The 15563-nt window shown below is 63.2% G+C and carries 16 protein-coding genes; all 16 read left to right on the top strand.

The window, feature by feature from the left end:
• The first annotated feature begins 1241 nt into the window (after positions 1-1241).
• The 16 genes from J7W19_RS33900 to J7W19_RS29080 all read left to right on the top strand — a co-directional run bounded on the left by J7W19_RS33900 (position 1242) and on the right by J7W19_RS29080 (position 15501).
• Positions 1242-1436, top strand: coding sequence for an HNH endonuclease (locus tag J7W19_RS33900; protein ID WP_040887439.1), 195 nt, complete (start codon positions 1242-1244; stop codon positions 1434-1436).
• A gap of 476 nt (positions 1437-1912) precedes the next feature.
• A complete protein-coding gene (locus J7W19_RS29150; RefSeq protein WP_004938124.1) occupies positions 1913-2617 on the top strand; it encodes a phage terminase small subunit in 705 nt (234 codons plus the stop codon).
• 8 nt (positions 2618-2625) lie between these two features.
• On the top strand, positions 2626-2892 hold the full coding sequence (locus J7W19_RS29145; protein WP_004938126.1) for a hypothetical protein: 267 nt from the start codon (positions 2626-2628) through the stop codon (positions 2890-2892).
• A gap of 7 nt (positions 2893-2899) precedes the next feature.
• Positions 2900-4528, top strand: coding sequence for a terminase TerL endonuclease subunit (locus J7W19_RS29140; RefSeq protein WP_158688709.1), 1629 nt, complete (start codon positions 2900-2902; stop codon positions 4526-4528).
• Positions 4529-4544: 16 nt separating this feature from the next.
• Complete coding sequence (locus J7W19_RS29135; RefSeq protein WP_004938133.1) at positions 4545-6116, top strand: phage portal protein; 1572 nt, start codon at positions 4545-4547, stop codon at positions 6114-6116.
• Positions 6100-7023: a VG15 protein gene (locus J7W19_RS29130; RefSeq protein WP_004938136.1), complete on the top strand. Its 924-nt coding sequence runs from the start codon at positions 6100-6102 to the stop codon at positions 7021-7023. The genes J7W19_RS29135 and J7W19_RS29130 overlap by 17 nt, the downstream gene beginning before the upstream one ends.
• Positions 7004-7549, top strand: coding sequence for a hypothetical protein (locus tag J7W19_RS29125; RefSeq protein WP_004938139.1), 546 nt, complete (start codon positions 7004-7006; stop codon positions 7547-7549). The genes J7W19_RS29130 and J7W19_RS29125 overlap by 20 nt, the downstream gene beginning before the upstream one ends.
• Positions 7550-7651: 102 nt before the next feature.
• On the top strand, positions 7652-8674 hold the full coding sequence (locus tag J7W19_RS29120; RefSeq protein WP_004938142.1) for a P22 phage major capsid protein family protein: 1023 nt from the start codon (positions 7652-7654) through the stop codon (positions 8672-8674).
• A 50-nt stretch (positions 8675-8724) separates the two neighbouring features.
• A complete protein-coding gene (locus J7W19_RS29115; protein ID WP_158688710.1) occupies positions 8725-9174 on the top strand; it encodes a hypothetical protein in 450 nt (149 codons plus the stop codon).
• Between the two features lie 11 nt (positions 9175-9185).
• The gene (locus J7W19_RS29110; protein ID WP_004938146.1) at positions 9186-9536 is read left to right on the top strand and encodes a hypothetical protein; all 351 of its coding nucleotides are present in this window, start codon (positions 9186-9188) and stop codon (positions 9534-9536) included.
• 7 nt (positions 9537-9543) lie between these two features.
• A complete protein-coding gene (locus tag J7W19_RS29105; protein WP_004938149.1) occupies positions 9544-9813 on the top strand; it encodes a DUF5403 family protein in 270 nt (89 codons plus the stop codon).
• Complete coding sequence (locus J7W19_RS29100; protein WP_004938154.1) at positions 9810-10244, top strand: hypothetical protein; 435 nt, start codon at positions 9810-9812, stop codon at positions 10242-10244. Before J7W19_RS29105 ends, J7W19_RS29100 begins: the two co-directional genes overlap by 4 nt.
• 93 nt (positions 10245-10337) lie before the next feature.
• Positions 10338-11009 (top strand): phage tail tube protein, encoded by a 672-nt coding sequence (locus tag J7W19_RS29095; RefSeq protein ID WP_004938155.1) that lies wholly within the window; start codon positions 10338-10340, stop codon positions 11007-11009.
• A 113-nt stretch (positions 11010-11122) separates the two neighbouring features.
• A complete protein-coding gene (locus J7W19_RS29090; protein ID WP_004938159.1) occupies positions 11123-11449 on the top strand; it encodes a hypothetical protein in 327 nt (108 codons plus the stop codon).
• Positions 11416-11958, top strand: a complete 543-nt coding sequence (locus tag J7W19_RS29085; RefSeq protein ID WP_158688711.1) for a hypothetical protein — start codon at positions 11416-11418, stop codon at positions 11956-11958. Before J7W19_RS29090 ends, J7W19_RS29085 begins: the two co-directional genes overlap by 34 nt.
• A 9-nt stretch (positions 11959-11967) precedes the next feature.
• The gene (locus J7W19_RS29080; protein ID WP_004938165.1) at positions 11968-15501 is read left to right on the top strand and encodes a hypothetical protein; all 3534 of its coding nucleotides are present in this window, start codon (positions 11968-11970) and stop codon (positions 15499-15501) included.
• Positions 15502-15563 lie beyond the last annotated feature (62 nt).

Here is a 15563-nt window from a genome sequence, read left to right as displayed (position 1 = left end):
CAAGTCCAGACGTGTGAACAGATGGGGGTGGGGGGTACCCATGTGTTGTGCGGCGCTCCATGAAACCGCAGGTCAGAACCGTTCACTACCTACTGCTTGTGCACTGGGTCACAGTGTGCGGGGTGCAGCTATGGGGCACTGCGACGGGGCCGCCTGACGGGCGTCGGGGCACGTCGTACGTCCGTCGGTGTCGGGTCTGAGTGCGTCATCGGGCCCGCATCGTGGGCACGGTGCATCGCAGTGCACGGCCGCACTCGACAGCACGGCACTTGATGCACTCAACCGTTGAACAGTGGGCGTCACGTGGTGGGCATTGCGCTGAGCTCAACAACGCACGTCGCCAGTAGTGCAGTGCACGCGCGCACAGTGCGGCACGTGGTGAGTGCACGGGCATGGATGGCGTGCATAGGTGTGCAACGTAATGCAATTCGATTCTTTCGATTGATCGAATGTTCGCGATTCAATTCAATGATGAAAAGTTCAAACGAAAACATTTCGAGAACTTCATCTTTGAGGTTCAGAAAATTTTTATTTCAACGGCTGGGGATGGAGAGGGGGGTGCCTCCGATCGCATATATAGAGAGACCGAGGCGTCATAGGGCCTCCGATCCTGTACGGGTCCAGGAACGCAGAGGGTGGGCGTTCTTCACTCTCTGCGCACAGGCTGGCTCACTTCAGCGAAACCGCAGGCCCACTTTCACGCCCCTGCCCCCAGCATTACCCCGTGATCACTGGTGGCGACTTCAGCTGTGCCGACTCCCAGGCCGAGCAGCAGAGCATACCTATACATGTGAGGTGAGTCACCTTTCTCGTGTGTGCTGTTACGTGCCTTATCTGCGTAACACCTCTACCTAAGTGAGGAGAGAGTGAGCGCAGCGAGCGAACGACGAACGCTGAGGCTGATCAGGCCGCCCCTAAAGGCGGCCCTGCTCGTGAGTGAGATCTAAAGGCAGCCCTCAAAGGCTGCCTCTGGGAAGAAAAGAAAGATCTGCTCCCATGAGTCGCAGATCCAAAGAAAAGAAACCCCTACCCACAGGGGTCGCCTAAAGATCTCAATAACTAACTAACCCTCTGGAGGTCTCTTGACCTGGACTCCACCAGACTCCACCAAGACCTGTGGCTGGGAAGCCGGCACTGGCAGCTCCTACCGAGGCAACTGGCCCCGCCTCCGCTCCTCGGCCTGGCGGCGGGATTCCGGCCTGTGCCAGCACACCAGGTACGACACTGGTCTGCCGTGCCTCGTGGCCGGCGCCGCGGTAGACCACATCGTGCCCGTCTCGCAGGGCGGTCTGAACCGCCTGGACAACGTTCAGGTGCTCTGCCAGTTCCACCATGCCAAGAAGACTGCCCAAGAGTCCGCGGAGGGCAGGAGGAGAGCCCGCTCGGCCCGTGCGCTGCCAAGGCGAGGGAACCGTGTCCCCGGGAGCCTCAAATAGCTCCTATGGCCTGGTTCACATTCAAGTGGAGTTACGAAAGCTCTGATGTAACCCCTCTATATAAGTGAGGGGAAACAGTTCCTTTCCGAGGGCGGGCGAGGTCCGGATTGATTTCGTCAGACACTCGCCCCCAACCGAACCCTTTTGGGTTTCGATGCTGCGGTTGAGGCCCCCGGTTGAGCTTCCACTCCCGGGGGCTTCCCGCTGAACTATCAAGGATGGAATTCGTGAGCAATGAGTAAGAGCCGGTTCAGGTCTGCGTTCGAAGAGCGGGCCGATCGACTTCAGCGAGTCGAGACCCGTCGTCAGCGGGAGTTCGAAGAGTTCCTGGGTCACTACGACGACGCGTTCACCAGTGATGACGACGCTCTGAGCGCTGACGAATTCTGGAACGGCGATTGCGCGGACTGCGTAGCCACACAGGATGGGGGCCTCCTCTGCACCCGGCTGTGTGAAGACCTGGACGAGGAGAGCTGATGGCGCGCAGCGGGTACAGCGGTCCGGCCCCGAAGCGGCCGGAGGAACGGCGCCGGCGCAACAAGGACGACGTCGAGGTCCAGGTAGCACCGAAGCACTACCGGAACGTGGCAGCGGCCCGTGACGGGCTGGATGAAACGTGGCACCCGATCGCCCAGCGCCTTTGGCGGGCGTTCGGGGAGTCACCGCAGGCGTTCTACTTCGAGCCCTCTGACTGGGCACAGCTCCGGTATGTCATCGAGGCCGCTCACGCTTCCCTCACTCGCTACGAGGACCGCATCAGCGTCGACTCGCTCACGAGCGTGATTCAGGCCCTGGAGGACTTCCTTACGACGGAGGCCACCAGGCGCCGCGTGCGTGTCAGCGTGGACCCCGGCCCCGTCGACTGGCCCGCCCCGCTCGACCACTGGTGCGAGATCACCGCTGAGTGGTTCCTCAGCCTCCGCGAGAGCGGCCAGAGCGCCTTCTATCAGCGGACTGACGTGGCCTTCGCGGTCTACGTCGCTGAGGCGATGAACCGGCACCTGAACGCCGGGGTCCACATGTCCGGCCGGATGCTCTCGGTCGTCATCAAGGCGTGCTCGCTGCTACTGACCACGGAGGCCAGTCGGCGTATCGCGCAGATGGAACTGACCAAGGTCGAGTCGCGGGACATCGACGCGGACATCACCGCACTCATGGAGAAGTACGCGAACGCGATCTAGGAGGTCTGATGGCATGGGACGGCACGTTCGACTGGAGGCAGGACAGCACCGTCTTCGCTCGTAAGTGGGTGCTGTACATCAAGCCCGACAACGAGATCCGGGTCGCGTCAGCAGTCGTCCTCGACTACGGCACGGAGGTCATCCTCCACAACGACGGCTTCGCCCCTCCCTTCAAGGAGTCGGTGATCCTCGTCCGCGACCAGGGCGACCGAGACAAGAACATCAACGCGGCCAAGGAACTGGCGGAGAAGCTGGTCCGGGCCCTGTACCGATAGGAGGAACGTGGAAGCCGTCCTGACTATCAAGGACGACTACGTTCCCCAGTGCAGTCCTTGTGCAACCTTTGGAAACCGGATGTGCGAACACCGCACGCTCGGTTGGGAAATCCTCCGCTGGACCCGCGAGAACTTCCGCGAGGACTGGGAGTACACGCCTTCTCAGGTGCGGACGATCCTTCGCTGGTACGAGGTCGATGACCGCGGGAAGTTCGTCTGGACCACAGGCTGTCTCCAGCTCGCGAAGGGCACCGGCAAGGGCCCCTTCTTCGCCACGTTGGCCGCCATCGAGTTCCTTGGACCGTGCCGGTTCAGCCACTTCGATGACGCCGGCCGCGCGATCGGGAAGCACGCCGACGAGCCCTGGGTGCAGCTGTACGCGGTGAACATCGACCAGGTGAAGAACGTGACGCTCACGCTCCACTCCCTGTTCCACCCGGACGCGATCGAGCGATACAGCATCGACCCGGGTCAGGAGCGGTACCACGCCCGGCACGCGGACGGAACGTTCTGCCTCCTGGAGGCGAAGACCGCCTCGTACCGTTCCGCGGAAGGCGGGCGGCCATCGGCTCTCTTCATGGACGAAACGTGGCACTGGAACGAGTCCAACGGAGGCCACAACGTCTTCAACACAGCCTCGGCCAACGCCGCCAAGGTCGGCGGTCGCATCCTCATGGCGACGAACGCGTACATCGTCGGCGAAGACTCGGTGGCTGAGCGCGTACACACCGCCTGGCAGCGACAGCAGGACGGGAAGCAGCGCAAGACCGGTCTCTACTACGAGGCCCGCAGCGCGCACCCCGACTTCGACATCGAGAACGAGGACCAGCTCCGCGAGGCCATCAAGGCGGCCTACGGAGATGCGTACTGGGCGGACTTCGACGCGATCGTGGACCAGTGCTACAGCGGCGTGATCACGTACGAGGAGATCCTTCGGAAGTACTGCAACCTCGTAACTGCCGCGGAGGACGCGCTGATCGATCCAGTGGCCTGGGGCAAGTGCAAGGCAGACACCGAGCTGCGTGCCGGCGACCAGATCACCTTGGGCCTGGATGGCGGTGAGGCGGACGACGCGACAGCCATCGTGGCCATGCGCGTGCGGGACTGTTTCGTCCAGCCCATCGCGATATGGGAGAAGCCCGACGGACCTGAAGGCCAGGTCTGGAAGGTGGACAAGGACGAAGTCAGCGACATGGTCGACTGGGTGTTCCGTACCTACAAGGTCCAGGCGTTCTTCAGCGACACGGCGTTCTGGGAGACCTACGTCAACCAGTGGTCCGAGCAGTACGGTCCTCGCCTCGTCGTGAAGCCCAGCGGCAAGTCCCACGTCGCTTACGACATGCGGGGCAACCAACGGGAGATCACGACTTCCAACATGGCCTTTGTCGGTGCCGTCGAAAACGGCAAGGTCTCCCACAGCGGTCACTTCGGCCTGAAGCGACATGTCGAGAACGCCAAGAAGCGACACAACAAGTTCGGCGTGAGCTTCGGCAAGGCGTCTCGCGATTCCAGTTACAAGGTGGACGCCTACGCGGCCACTCTCCTTTCGTTCATCGCTCGAACGCGGTTGGTTGAGTCCGGGAAGCACACGGTGCCTAAGCCTGTAGCAACTCTCCAGACGATCGGAGGTTTCTAGAGGAAGGCACTAACACTTGGCTCAGAAGAAGAAGGAAGATGTCGTCTTCCCAAGCCAGATAACCGACTTCAACGAGCGCATCGAGCATGCACTGAAGCAGATCGAGAAGGACTACAAGAAGTTGTCCCTCATCGATCGGTACACCCGAGGTCTCCACACTGCCCCGTATGTTCCCCGGAAGGCGAACCCGGAGTTCAAGGAACTCGTCAAGAGGGCAATCCACAACATCATCCCGCTACTGGTCGACGCCCCGACGAACGCCTTGTCGGTCGAGGGCTACCGCCGGCCGGACGTGACGGGCAACCCGGCAGAGTGGCAGTTCTGGCAGAAAAATCGGATGGACCAGCGCCAGGCCCTCGTGCACCGCACGGCGATCGAGACGGGTCAGGCGTACGTGTCGGTGGCACCGGGGCTCATCGACCCGAAGGTGCCGGAGATCCGGGCCTACCACTCGATGAAGGTGTTCGCCGGCTACGACGACCCGGTGTTCGACCCGTTCCCCATGTACGCGCTCTACATCGAGAGCAACACGTACTCCGAGAAGGAGCCGACGCGGGCACGCTTCTGGGACGACCAGATGGTGTACGACCTGGTCCTTGGCGGCAAGGAGCCGCAGATCGTGAACAAGCGCGCTCACGGCCTGGGCGTCTGCCCGGTCATCCGCTTCACGCCGAAGATGGACCTCAACGGCCGGGTGACCGGCATGGTCGAGGGCATCATCCGCTATCAGGACAAGCTGAACCAGATGTACCTGAGCCTTCTGATCGCGCAGCACTACACGGGGTTCGCGATCAGGACAGCCACCGGCCTCGCTCCCGTCGAGCGGGTGGACGAGAACGGCATGCCGATCCTGGACGCGGACGGACAGCCCACCTTCGTCCCGCCGGTCCTGGACCCGAGCACCATGCTGGTGAGCCCCAGCCCCGACACACAGTTCGGGCAGCTACCGGCAGCCCCCACCGGGGACTTCCTTGAGGCAATCGAGCTGACCGTAAGACACATGTGTGCGGTCACGGAGACCCCGCCTCATTACCTGCTGTCGGGCAAGCTGGCGAATCTCTCCGCCGACGCATTGGCCGCGGCCGAGTCGGCTTTCCAGCGGAAGATCGACGAGATCCGCAACTCCTTCGGGGAGTCCTGGGAGCTGGTGCTCCGACTGTGCGCGCTGGTCTCCGGCGACCAGACCGGCTACGAGGTTGAGGACACTCAGGTGCAGTGGGCCGACAAGGGCAACCGCTCGCTGGCCCAGGCCGTCGATGCCGGCCTCAAGCTCACCCAGATGAACGTGCCCGTGGATATCGTCCTCACCAAGATCCCGGGCTTCAGCCAGCAGGACGTTGACCTCGTCCGCGAGCGCCTGGGCGAGGCCCTGCTGTCGCCCCAGGGGCAGGCCGAAGGTTCGAAGCCGAAGTTGAGCGGCGCTGATCAGGAGCAGGCGAAGCCGGAGAAGAACGAAGCGCCGGCCCCCGCCCCGGGTGGCAAGCCGAAGGCCCCGACTGGTCCAGGCTCCCGGAAGGGTGCGGCTGGCCCCGGCCGCACGCCGCGCACGCCGAAGGGCAAGGTGAAGGCGAATGAGCCGACAGCTTGATACCGAGAAGGCGCTCAAGCTGTACCAGGAAGGCCAGGATCGCCTCGGCCTGCGCGCTAAGACGGCCGCATACATGACGGTGATGAGTACCAGGCCGAGCGCGATCATGTGTGACCCAGAGGGCTTCACACGCGACTTCCACGCACAGATCACTGACCTGCGGGGGCAGTCGAAGACCCTGGCCATCGCGTTCTATCAGCTTCTCCGGCTGATCTGGACGGGCCGGGTCCTGGACGACGGGTACGGCACGCGGTGGTCATCGGGTGACCTCTGGGACAGGCTCCACGAGGGTGCCGGCCTGGAAAAGCCGCAGCGCGGCGGCGTACCGGCTGAGGTCGATGAGGGTCCGGCGCCGTGGGCGCACAAGGACCCGTTCTCGCGGGAGGACATCAAGGAGTCGATCACCAAGCCTGTGGTCGAGAAAATCAAGAAGGTCCAGCGGGAGCCTCAGCGCAAGAACCCGGACTCCGATGTGCTGTCGCTGGAGTCGCTGGATGAGCTGGACGACCTCCTAGAGAGCATCGCGACCGGCGTGCAGGGCGATGCCCAGAAGGCTGTCAGCGACGGCGGGCGGGAAGCGGTCGTGGATGCCACGCGGCTCGATCCGCGGGCCTTGCGCTGGATGCGGGTGCCGGAAGCCGGCGCCTGTGGCTTCTGCCTGATGGTGGCCTCGCGAGGGGCGGTGTACGCCTCGGCCAGGTCTGGCGGAGGCATCAAGGGCGGCGAGTTCCATCCGCACTGCCGGTGCGAGGTCGCTCCGATCTTCTCGAACAAATACGACGACCCTGACGCGGTGAAGGAAGCGAAGAGGCTCTGGGAGGAGTCGGGTGCCACGAGCGTCCAGGACTTCAACCGCTACATCGAAGAGGAACGAAAGGGAGAAGAACATGACTCAGGAAGTCACTGAGGTCTCCGAGACTCCGGCGGAGGTGCCGGAGGTCGCGGAGGGAACCACGCCCGTCGAGGAGACGACGAACGTGGTCGAGGCAGAGCCGGAGTCTCCTGCTGAGGTCGCTGAAGAGGTCAAGGAGACCATCGCGACCGGCGCTGGTTCCGAGGCCGATTTCAAGGAGCGGTACGAGGCCCTGGCGGCCGAGTTCGAGTCCCTGAAGTCGAAGTTCTCTGATACGTCCAGCAATGACGAGGCGGACAAGATCCGGGCTGAGCTGGACGCGGCCACCGGCCGTGTCGCCGAGGTCGAGCAGAAGCTCCTTCGGCAGACCATCGCCAACGAGTTCTCTCTGCCTGCCGAGCTGGTTGAGCGCCTTCAGGGTGCCGACTATGAGTCGATTGCAACGGACGCCAAGAAGCTGTCCGCGATCGTGCACGCTCCGCGCGGACTGGGGAAGGGCGGCCTCGATCCGTCCGAGAAGCCGTTCAACCCGAAGGGCCTTGTCCAGGCGTATCGCCGTGGTGTCAACGGCGGCCTTTAACAGATCTCGCACTTGACATCCACATAACCAAATTTCACATCCACACGCGGCCCCCTGTCGACAGGGGGCTTCTTCATGTCCTCTTACAGAAGGAGTAACCCCTTGGCTATTAGCTCCACCGCTGATCGACAGTTCATCAATGCAGACAAGCTCGTCTCCGCATCGATCGCGAATCTCGAAGCGGCGACGGTCCTTGCGGCCACCGTCCAGAAGCAGAGCGCCGACCAGTTCGACGGCACCGTCGGCCAGGCCGTCGCGATCCGCCGGCCCTTCATGCTCGACGGCAACCAGGAAGGTCTTCTTCCCGGCACTGGCGAGCGGACCGACGGCAGGATCGCCGTCGAGTCGAAGAAGGAGTCCGTCCTCAATGTCGAGCTGAACAAGCACGTCTACAGTGCGATCCAGCTCTCTGACGCCGAACTCTCCCTGGAGATCGAGGACTTCGCGACTCAGGTCGCGCTTCCGCAGACCGACGCTGTCGTGAACCGCCTGGAGCGGATCGTCGCTGGCGCGCTGGAGCAGTTCTCTGCCGCCGAGAAGACCACCGCGGGCAAGCTCACCATCGAGCACGAGCCGGGCAACTACATCGACATCGCCCAGCAGATCCGTTTCCAGATCTCCTTTATGGCCGCCGAGCTGACCGCCAACAACGTCCCGGGCTCCGGCCGCTTCCTGGTCCTGGGCGCCAACGTCGCCGGCCTGCTCATGAACGACCCCAACCTGACGCGGGTCTCCGAGGCCGGCACGGACACCGCACTCCGCGAGGCGGTGATCGGCAAGCTCTACGGCTTCACCCTGATCCAGTCGAACCACATCGACCCGGACTCGCTCTACGCCTACCACCCTTCTGCTGTGCAGCTCGTGACCCGCGCTCCCATCGTTCCCCCGAGTGTGACGTTCGGAGCCTCCCAGGCCCAGGGCGGTTACGCGCTCCGCTGGATTCGCGACTACATGAGCGAGACCGCGTCCGAGCGCTCCTTCTTCTCCGCCTACGCGGGCGTCGCGGTCGTGGACGACATCTACCGCGACAAGAAGACCGGCAAGGTCCAGCCGACCAAGAAGGTCATCCGCGGCATCAAGGCGAAGGTCGAGCTGAAGCCGAAGACTGCGGCCACCCCCAAGTAACCAGTGGCGAAGGGGCCCTTCGGGGCCCCTTCGACCCCTAGGAGGTATCTATGTGTGAACCTCTGGGCAAGCTGGCAGACCTTGAAGCCCGCATGGGGAAGCCGTTCACGGACGACGCCGACCGCGCCCAGGCGCAAGCCGCCCTGGCTGACGCGTCGGACATCGTCAGGGCATACGGAAGTCCCCACTGGGGGTGCGAGGACGGAGGCCGAAAGGTCCCCGCTCCTCCGGCAGTCCGGGCGGTGACACTGGCCATGGCCGAGCGCCGAATGCGCAACCCCGAAAACTTCGTGTCCGAGGGCGCCGGTGAATACCAGTACCGCTACGCGGAACAGGGAGCGAACGGATTTGCTCCGTCGAAGGCCGAGGTCATGCTCATCGAGAAACTGGCCAACAAGTACGGCGTCCGCACGCTGGACGTGATTCGAGCCGTCCAGATCAACAAGCGCAAGGCATACCCGTACGACGAGAACGTTGAGACCGTCCTCGACACCGAATAGCAAGGAGGGCTATGGGAATTTTCAATCGCCCTCCTGTCGAGATCGTGGTGCACGAGCACGCCGAGGAGGACGACGGGTATGGAGGAAAGCTCCCGGGCCGCGGAAAGACCCACGTCCTACGGGTGTTCGCCCAGCCCATCGACGCCGACGACAACGCGTCCCAGGGATGGTCGGAACCTGGCCGGTACAAGCTCATCGCACGCGACTTCCCCACGTACAGGTGGGCGGAGGTCGAGTTCGAAGGCCGCTCGTGGACCGTGAGCGAGTATCCACGCAAACACCGAGGTTCGAGGCGAACTGAATTCGCTACGGCGGTCATCGAGAGGAGAGGCGGCCATGGGATGGGTCGATCCAAGGACTAACGAGATCGTGGCCGGCCTCCCCGGTGTCACCGCAGCCCTGAAGGAGGCTGCGGAGAGGCAGAAGGCCAAGGTCATGGCCAAGGCGGCCGGGCACGTCGATTCGGGTTGGCTGATCAATCACATCGACATCCGGCGCCACAACAAGGGTTATGCGATCGTCTTCACGGACCCGAACATCATCAGCATCAACTACGGCCACTGGCTACGCGAGACCAAGCGCGGCCCCAAGCTCAGGTGGGTCGAGGGAATCCACATCATCGAGGAGGGATTGAGTTGACCGCCTACCTCCTCCCCGACTCCGAGGCAATCGTCATCGAAGCTGTCGGCGTCTACCTGGACAAGGAGTTCGGCGTAAAGCCGACGATCCGGGTGGCCATGCCGAACGATTGGTACGACCTCTTTCCGCTCGTGATGATCCGCAAGAGTTCCGGCACGGCCCGCGACTCCAACCACCTTGACGCGGGAGTCTTCACGGTCCACGCCTTCCACAACTCGCGGCGGGAAGCGTCACTGCTCGCTCGTCAGGTCCGAGCTTCCCTCAAGGCCGCTTGCACTGAACGTTTCCGGTCGAAGTCCGAGCCCGGGAATCCCGGCCTCTCGCACTTCAAGGAAGTGACGGGGCCCCTCTACTCGCCTGGCGACACCCAGCTCAACCACCCCGACGTGCACCGGTTCGTCGCGAGCTACATCGTCCACAGCCACCGGTGAGGGGGGCTCCTCCAGGTATCCAAATAACTAACTAAGGGGTCGTCCTGATGGGCGGCCCCTTTGCCATGCCCTGACGGGCTGAAAGGAGGCAACATGCCTACCCCCGAGGAGCTGAAGCCGAAGCACTACGCTCTCGCCCCGAAGACCGGCTACGTCTACGTCGCGCCGGTCGATACACCCGCTCCTCCGACGTTCCCCTTCGAGCCGACCGGCAGGGACATCTCCTTCACCTACAAGGACGGCCTGAAGGAGATCGCGGCCAAGTGGGTCTCCATCGGCAACACCTCTCTTGAGAACGGCATCGAAATGGCCGTCGAGGGTGACGACCCCGAGACTCTTGGCACTTGGCAGGTGCCGGCGCTTGAGGTGACTTCGCCGCCCAAGTCCTATTCCATGACGATGAACCTGGCGGATATCAGCCTGGAGACCCTGAAGCTCTACTACGGCGCCGGCGACTCCGCTGTTGTGGATGGCCAGTTCGTCATCCCGAACACTCCGACCACGACCGACAAGGCCCTGTACATCATCGGCACGGACGGCAAGCACGTCGTGGCCTGGTACTACCCCTCGGTACGTCTGATCGGCGCCGACAGCATCACGCTGGACCCGTCCGCCCTTACCGAGGTTCCCGTTCGGGCCTCCATCGTGAAGGGCCGGGCCTACCTGGAGCTGGACAAGGACAACAAGATTATCCCCGGTTCTGACCGAGACGGCCTGGGACGCGTGTTCCCGAAGGTCCGCATCACGGCGGACCGCGACCTCTAATACCAACCCCCCGGAGTGTTTACTCCCTTTCCGCTCCGGGGGGTTTCTTCGGCCTGCGCTCACCAGGCGAAAGGGAGGCATTCACATTCGACTTTCTGAAAGGGAGAAAGACTATGGCGATTCTGGACTTCAAGGCACTGCTGGCCGAGGCGGAGAAGGCTCCGGCCCTTGAGCTGAAGGGACTCAAGGGCGAGACCATCAAGCTGCGGCGATTCGAGAACCTTCCGGGTGCCGACTTCAAGTCGGTCCTCAAGTACATCGACATCATCCAGAGCGAGAAGGTTTCCGAAGAGGGCAAGATCGATGCCATGGACAAGTGCCTGGTTGCTGCGGCCGACAAGAAGGACGGCCTCCGCGATGCACTCGATAAGCTGCCGATGTCGGCTCGGAATCAGGTCTTCACGGCTTGGATGGAGGAGGGCGAAGCGGGAAACTCCTAAGCCTCCGCAAAGCCCTTGACGAGTTCGGCGGAGAGATAGCTGCTGACCTGATGCGGTTCTACGGAATCGACATTCACGGCCTCTTCACTGGAGAGCTGCCTCCCCGCTATTGCCTCGCGCTCATCGAGCACTTGCCGTTGGAGTCTGCGTTCAAGAGCAGGGCGCTTTGCGAGGGAGGCGTTTCCGACTTCGGCTGGGACCGCAACACGTTCATCCTGGCCGAGATGCTGGATGCGATTCAGTCCATGCATACCTCCTTTATCCGCTCCAAGGTAAAGAACCCGAGGAGCGTGAAACAGCCCGAGCCATACCGCCGTCCGGGTGCCACCAAGGAGAACGAGAAGAAGTACAACCCATTCGCCAACGCCCTCGATGACGAGCTTCCAGACCCGTCCGAGGATCGCGAGCTGTACGGCGAAAGCGGCCAGAAAACGTTTGCCATTCCCTCTGCAATCCTGGCCCGCTCCTCTTCGACAGAAGGGAAGGGGGCCCCGTTCAAAGTAAGTTAGGGAGGTTCCATGGCTGACGGACCTGGCGGCAAGACCGTTGGTGCGGTCAATATCCGAGTCGTTCCCGACACCTCGAAGTTCAAGCGTGAGATAGCGAAGCTGATCGCCTGGTTCAACGGCAAGAAGCTGAAGCTCGAAGTCGTCGCTGACACAGCGAAGGTCGAGGGCCAACTCGAAGCCCTGTCGCGAGATCGGCGCATCAACGTCAAGGTCGATGCGGACACCACTGCGGCCAAGGCGAAGCTGGCGGCAGCGGCACGAGATCGGACGATGACCGTTGACGCGGTGATCAAGGACAACAAGCTCGACGTCGACATTGATGACGCTGCCCTCAAGCGCAAGATCCGTCGGGCCTTGCAGAACGAGGAGATCGCTCTCCGGGCGGAGGTCGATGCGGTCAAGGCCGAGCTCGAACTTGACCGCCTGGTCCGCGACCGTCACGTGCAGCTCCGGGCCGAGCTGGACGACGCCCGTGCACGCATGCGCCTTGCGGCGCTCGGCGGGGAGGACCGGCACCGGAACGTCTACATCCAGGCAAACCTGGACGCGACCCGCGCGAGGACCGCCCTCAAGGCTCTGGAGCGCCGGCGAGAGGTGGACATCAATCCCGACCTCGACAACGCTCGTGTGGCTGCCGTGGCCGCCCGTCTCGCGTGGCTGACGCATCGGCGCGAGGTGGTCATCACCACCAACATCCGAAATAACTTCATCTACACCGCGGCCCGGATGCTCAACTCGCTCTGGCGTACAGGCACCTTGGCGTTCAAGAGTCTCGGCGCTGTCCTGACCGGCGTGATCGGTGTGGCGGCGGCTCTGGGCGCCGGCCTGCTGAAAGTGGGAGCCTCCGCGACGGCCGCGGCGGCTGAGGGGTCAGGAGCCTTCGCCGCGATGTCGGCCCGGATTACCGGATCACTGGCGGGCATGGCGGATTCGGCCTCCGGGTTCGCCAGCAAGATGGGCCAGGCGTTCGTCTCGATGGCCTCCAGCATCCCCCAGCTCGTCATCACGCTGGTCGTGCTGGCCTCGACCTTCGGCCTGGTGGTCTTCGCGGGCGGCGCCCTGGTCGGCGTCATCTCGGCGCTGGGTGCCGCCCTCGCCTCGATGATCAGTGCGGCGGTCGGCATCGTCGGCCTGCTGGGCGCCATGGCCCTTGCGATGGCTTCGGCCGGCGCGGCTGCGCTCGCCTTGGCGACGGTTCCACTGCTGCCGATGGTCGGTGCGCTGGGCCTGATGCTTCTCAACACCGACAAGGTGAAGGAGAAGTTCAAGGAACTGAAGTCGGTCCTTGAGTCCAAGGTCAGACCTGCCGCGTCGAGCATGTTCGACGCCTTCGATAAGGCGTTCGACGGGATCGTGAAGTGGCTCGACAAGATCAGCCCGGAACTGGAGGAGTTCTTCGACGCCGGGTCCAAGTTCGTTCAGCCACTGGTCGATTCGCTGACAGGCTTTGTCGACCAGGTACTCCCCAGAGTCACAAGCGCTCTTCAAGAGTCGGGGATGGTGGCCTTCGCCGATGCCCTGAAGGACACCTTCATCGGCCTCGGACGAACCTTCGGCAACTTCGTTCAGCTCTTCGCCGCCAACGGCGAGAAGTTCGGCGGAGTCGTCCGCGAGATGGGCCGCGGGATCGATGTGGTGGTCATGGCCCTGGGCCGCTTCATGGTCAACATGTCCAACGGAGCAACCGCATTGGGCAAGGTCGCAGACGGGGTCGCCGCGTTCTTCGATGAACTCGGTGAGCGGATGGGCAGAGCGCTCGACACCACCGAGTTCGACTCGTTCATGACGCACGTCCAGGAGGGGCTTCGCCTTCTGGGCCAGGGCGTTGGCCGATGGGTCGAGGAGGCCACCCGGCACGGCGAGGACTTCGGCAAGGCATTCGAGGCCATCGCTCAAGCCTTCTCCGACTCGGCCGAACCCATGGCCCGCTTCATGGCCGCCGGCGCCCGCGTCCTGCCCACCGTGCTCGACGGCATCGGCGCGGCGATGGAGAAGGTCATGCCCGCCCTGGAGAACTTCATGGTGGTCTGGGCGAACGCCTCGCCTGACATCATGATGGCGATCGGCGACGTGATCGCTGAGATCCTGACGAATCTCTCCGACTCCTCCGTGGTGGAGAGCATCAAGCGCATGGTCGTCGTCATGGGCGACCTCATGACGGAGCTGACGAAGCCGGAGATGATCGCGGCCCTGGTGAGCCTGGGTGAGAACTTCGCCAACCTGGCAAAGGCCATAGGTCCGGCCCTGATTGACAGTCTCGCCCGCTTCGTTGACCTGCTGACTCCGCTGGCCGCCGGCATGACCGCGGCCTCGCAGCTCATGACCGGCGACCTGCCCGGTGCGTTCAAGTCCCTGGGCGGCGCCTGGGATTGGCTGAAGGGCAAGTTCACCTCGGACAACAAGGAGACCGCACAGGACACGCGGACGATGTTCGATGACCTCCAGGAGAGCACGAACTCGACGCTCCTCGCGATCCAGCAGCAGGCCCTCACAGCCACACAGCAGGTCGCCCAGGCGCACGGCCAGATGAAGGACGGAATCCTCACCAACTGGTCCAACATCCAGGAGTACACCGACCAGATCAACAACGGGATCGGCACCGCCGCCGAGAACGCTCAGATCCGTGTCGATACCGCCGCATCCCAGGCCGAGGTGTCCTGGACGACGCACATGAACACCATGAACGACAAGTCGAAGACCATCTTCGATTCGCTCCAGACTGGCTCTTCGGCCACGGCCGACGCGGTGGCACTCCAGGCCGAACGGATGGCTCAGCAGGCGACGCAGGGCGCCCAGAAGGGCAAGGACGGCATCAAGTCCAACATGGACGGCGCCAAGGAGGCATCGAAGTCGGCCTACGACGGCATGAGTGCATCGTCTCGTGCGACGTGGGACAAGATCGTCAACGACGCCAAGACCGGCACGACGAACATGAACGTGACCAGCTCGCAGGCATGGAACGATCTGGCCAAGAAGATCGAGACGACACTGAGCACGGCGAAGTCTCGAATCGACTCGCACAGCAGGGAAGCCACGAAGGCACTAGGTGCGGTCCCGAAGGATGCCGGCGACAAGTGGCCCGGCTACGCGAACACGGTGCAGACCGAGGCCAACCGGGCGGCGAACGCGGTCCGCACGGCCGCCAACTCCATGAAGTCGGCATTGAACGCGGTGACTTCGCAGACCTACACGATCAACGTGCAGGTCAACACGACGAAGACGGTCACCGAGATCAACAAGGTCGCTTCGGAGTCGCGTTCCGCTGCCTACTCGATGGCGCCCATGGCCATGAGCCCGTTCATGCTCGCGTACGCGGCACCCTTCGATGCGGACCAGTTCCGCGAGGAACTGCCCGAATCGACGTACTCCTCGTACGAAAGCGGAGGCGCCCTATCCTCAGCCCTCAACTCTCCTACGGAGAAGCGCTCCTCTGACGCCGAGCCCGTCACGCAGAACCAGGTGACGGTGAACGCCAGCACCAACGCCGACCCGCTCGCGATCTCTCGCGAGGTGGCCTGGCAGCTGAAGCGGATCACGCGATGAGGTGCTGATCAGCGCCGCTCAAGAGCGACGGAAGGGGCCTGCCCCAAACATCTAACTAACTA

This window comes from Streptomyces mobaraensis NBRC 13819 = DSM 40847 (genome assembly GCF_017916255.1).
GTDB lineage: Bacteria > Actinomycetota > Actinomycetes > Streptomycetales > Streptomycetaceae > Streptomyces > Streptomyces mobaraensis.
Note: the sequence above shows the minus strand (reverse complement) of the source record. Positions and strands in the feature narration are given on the sequence as shown.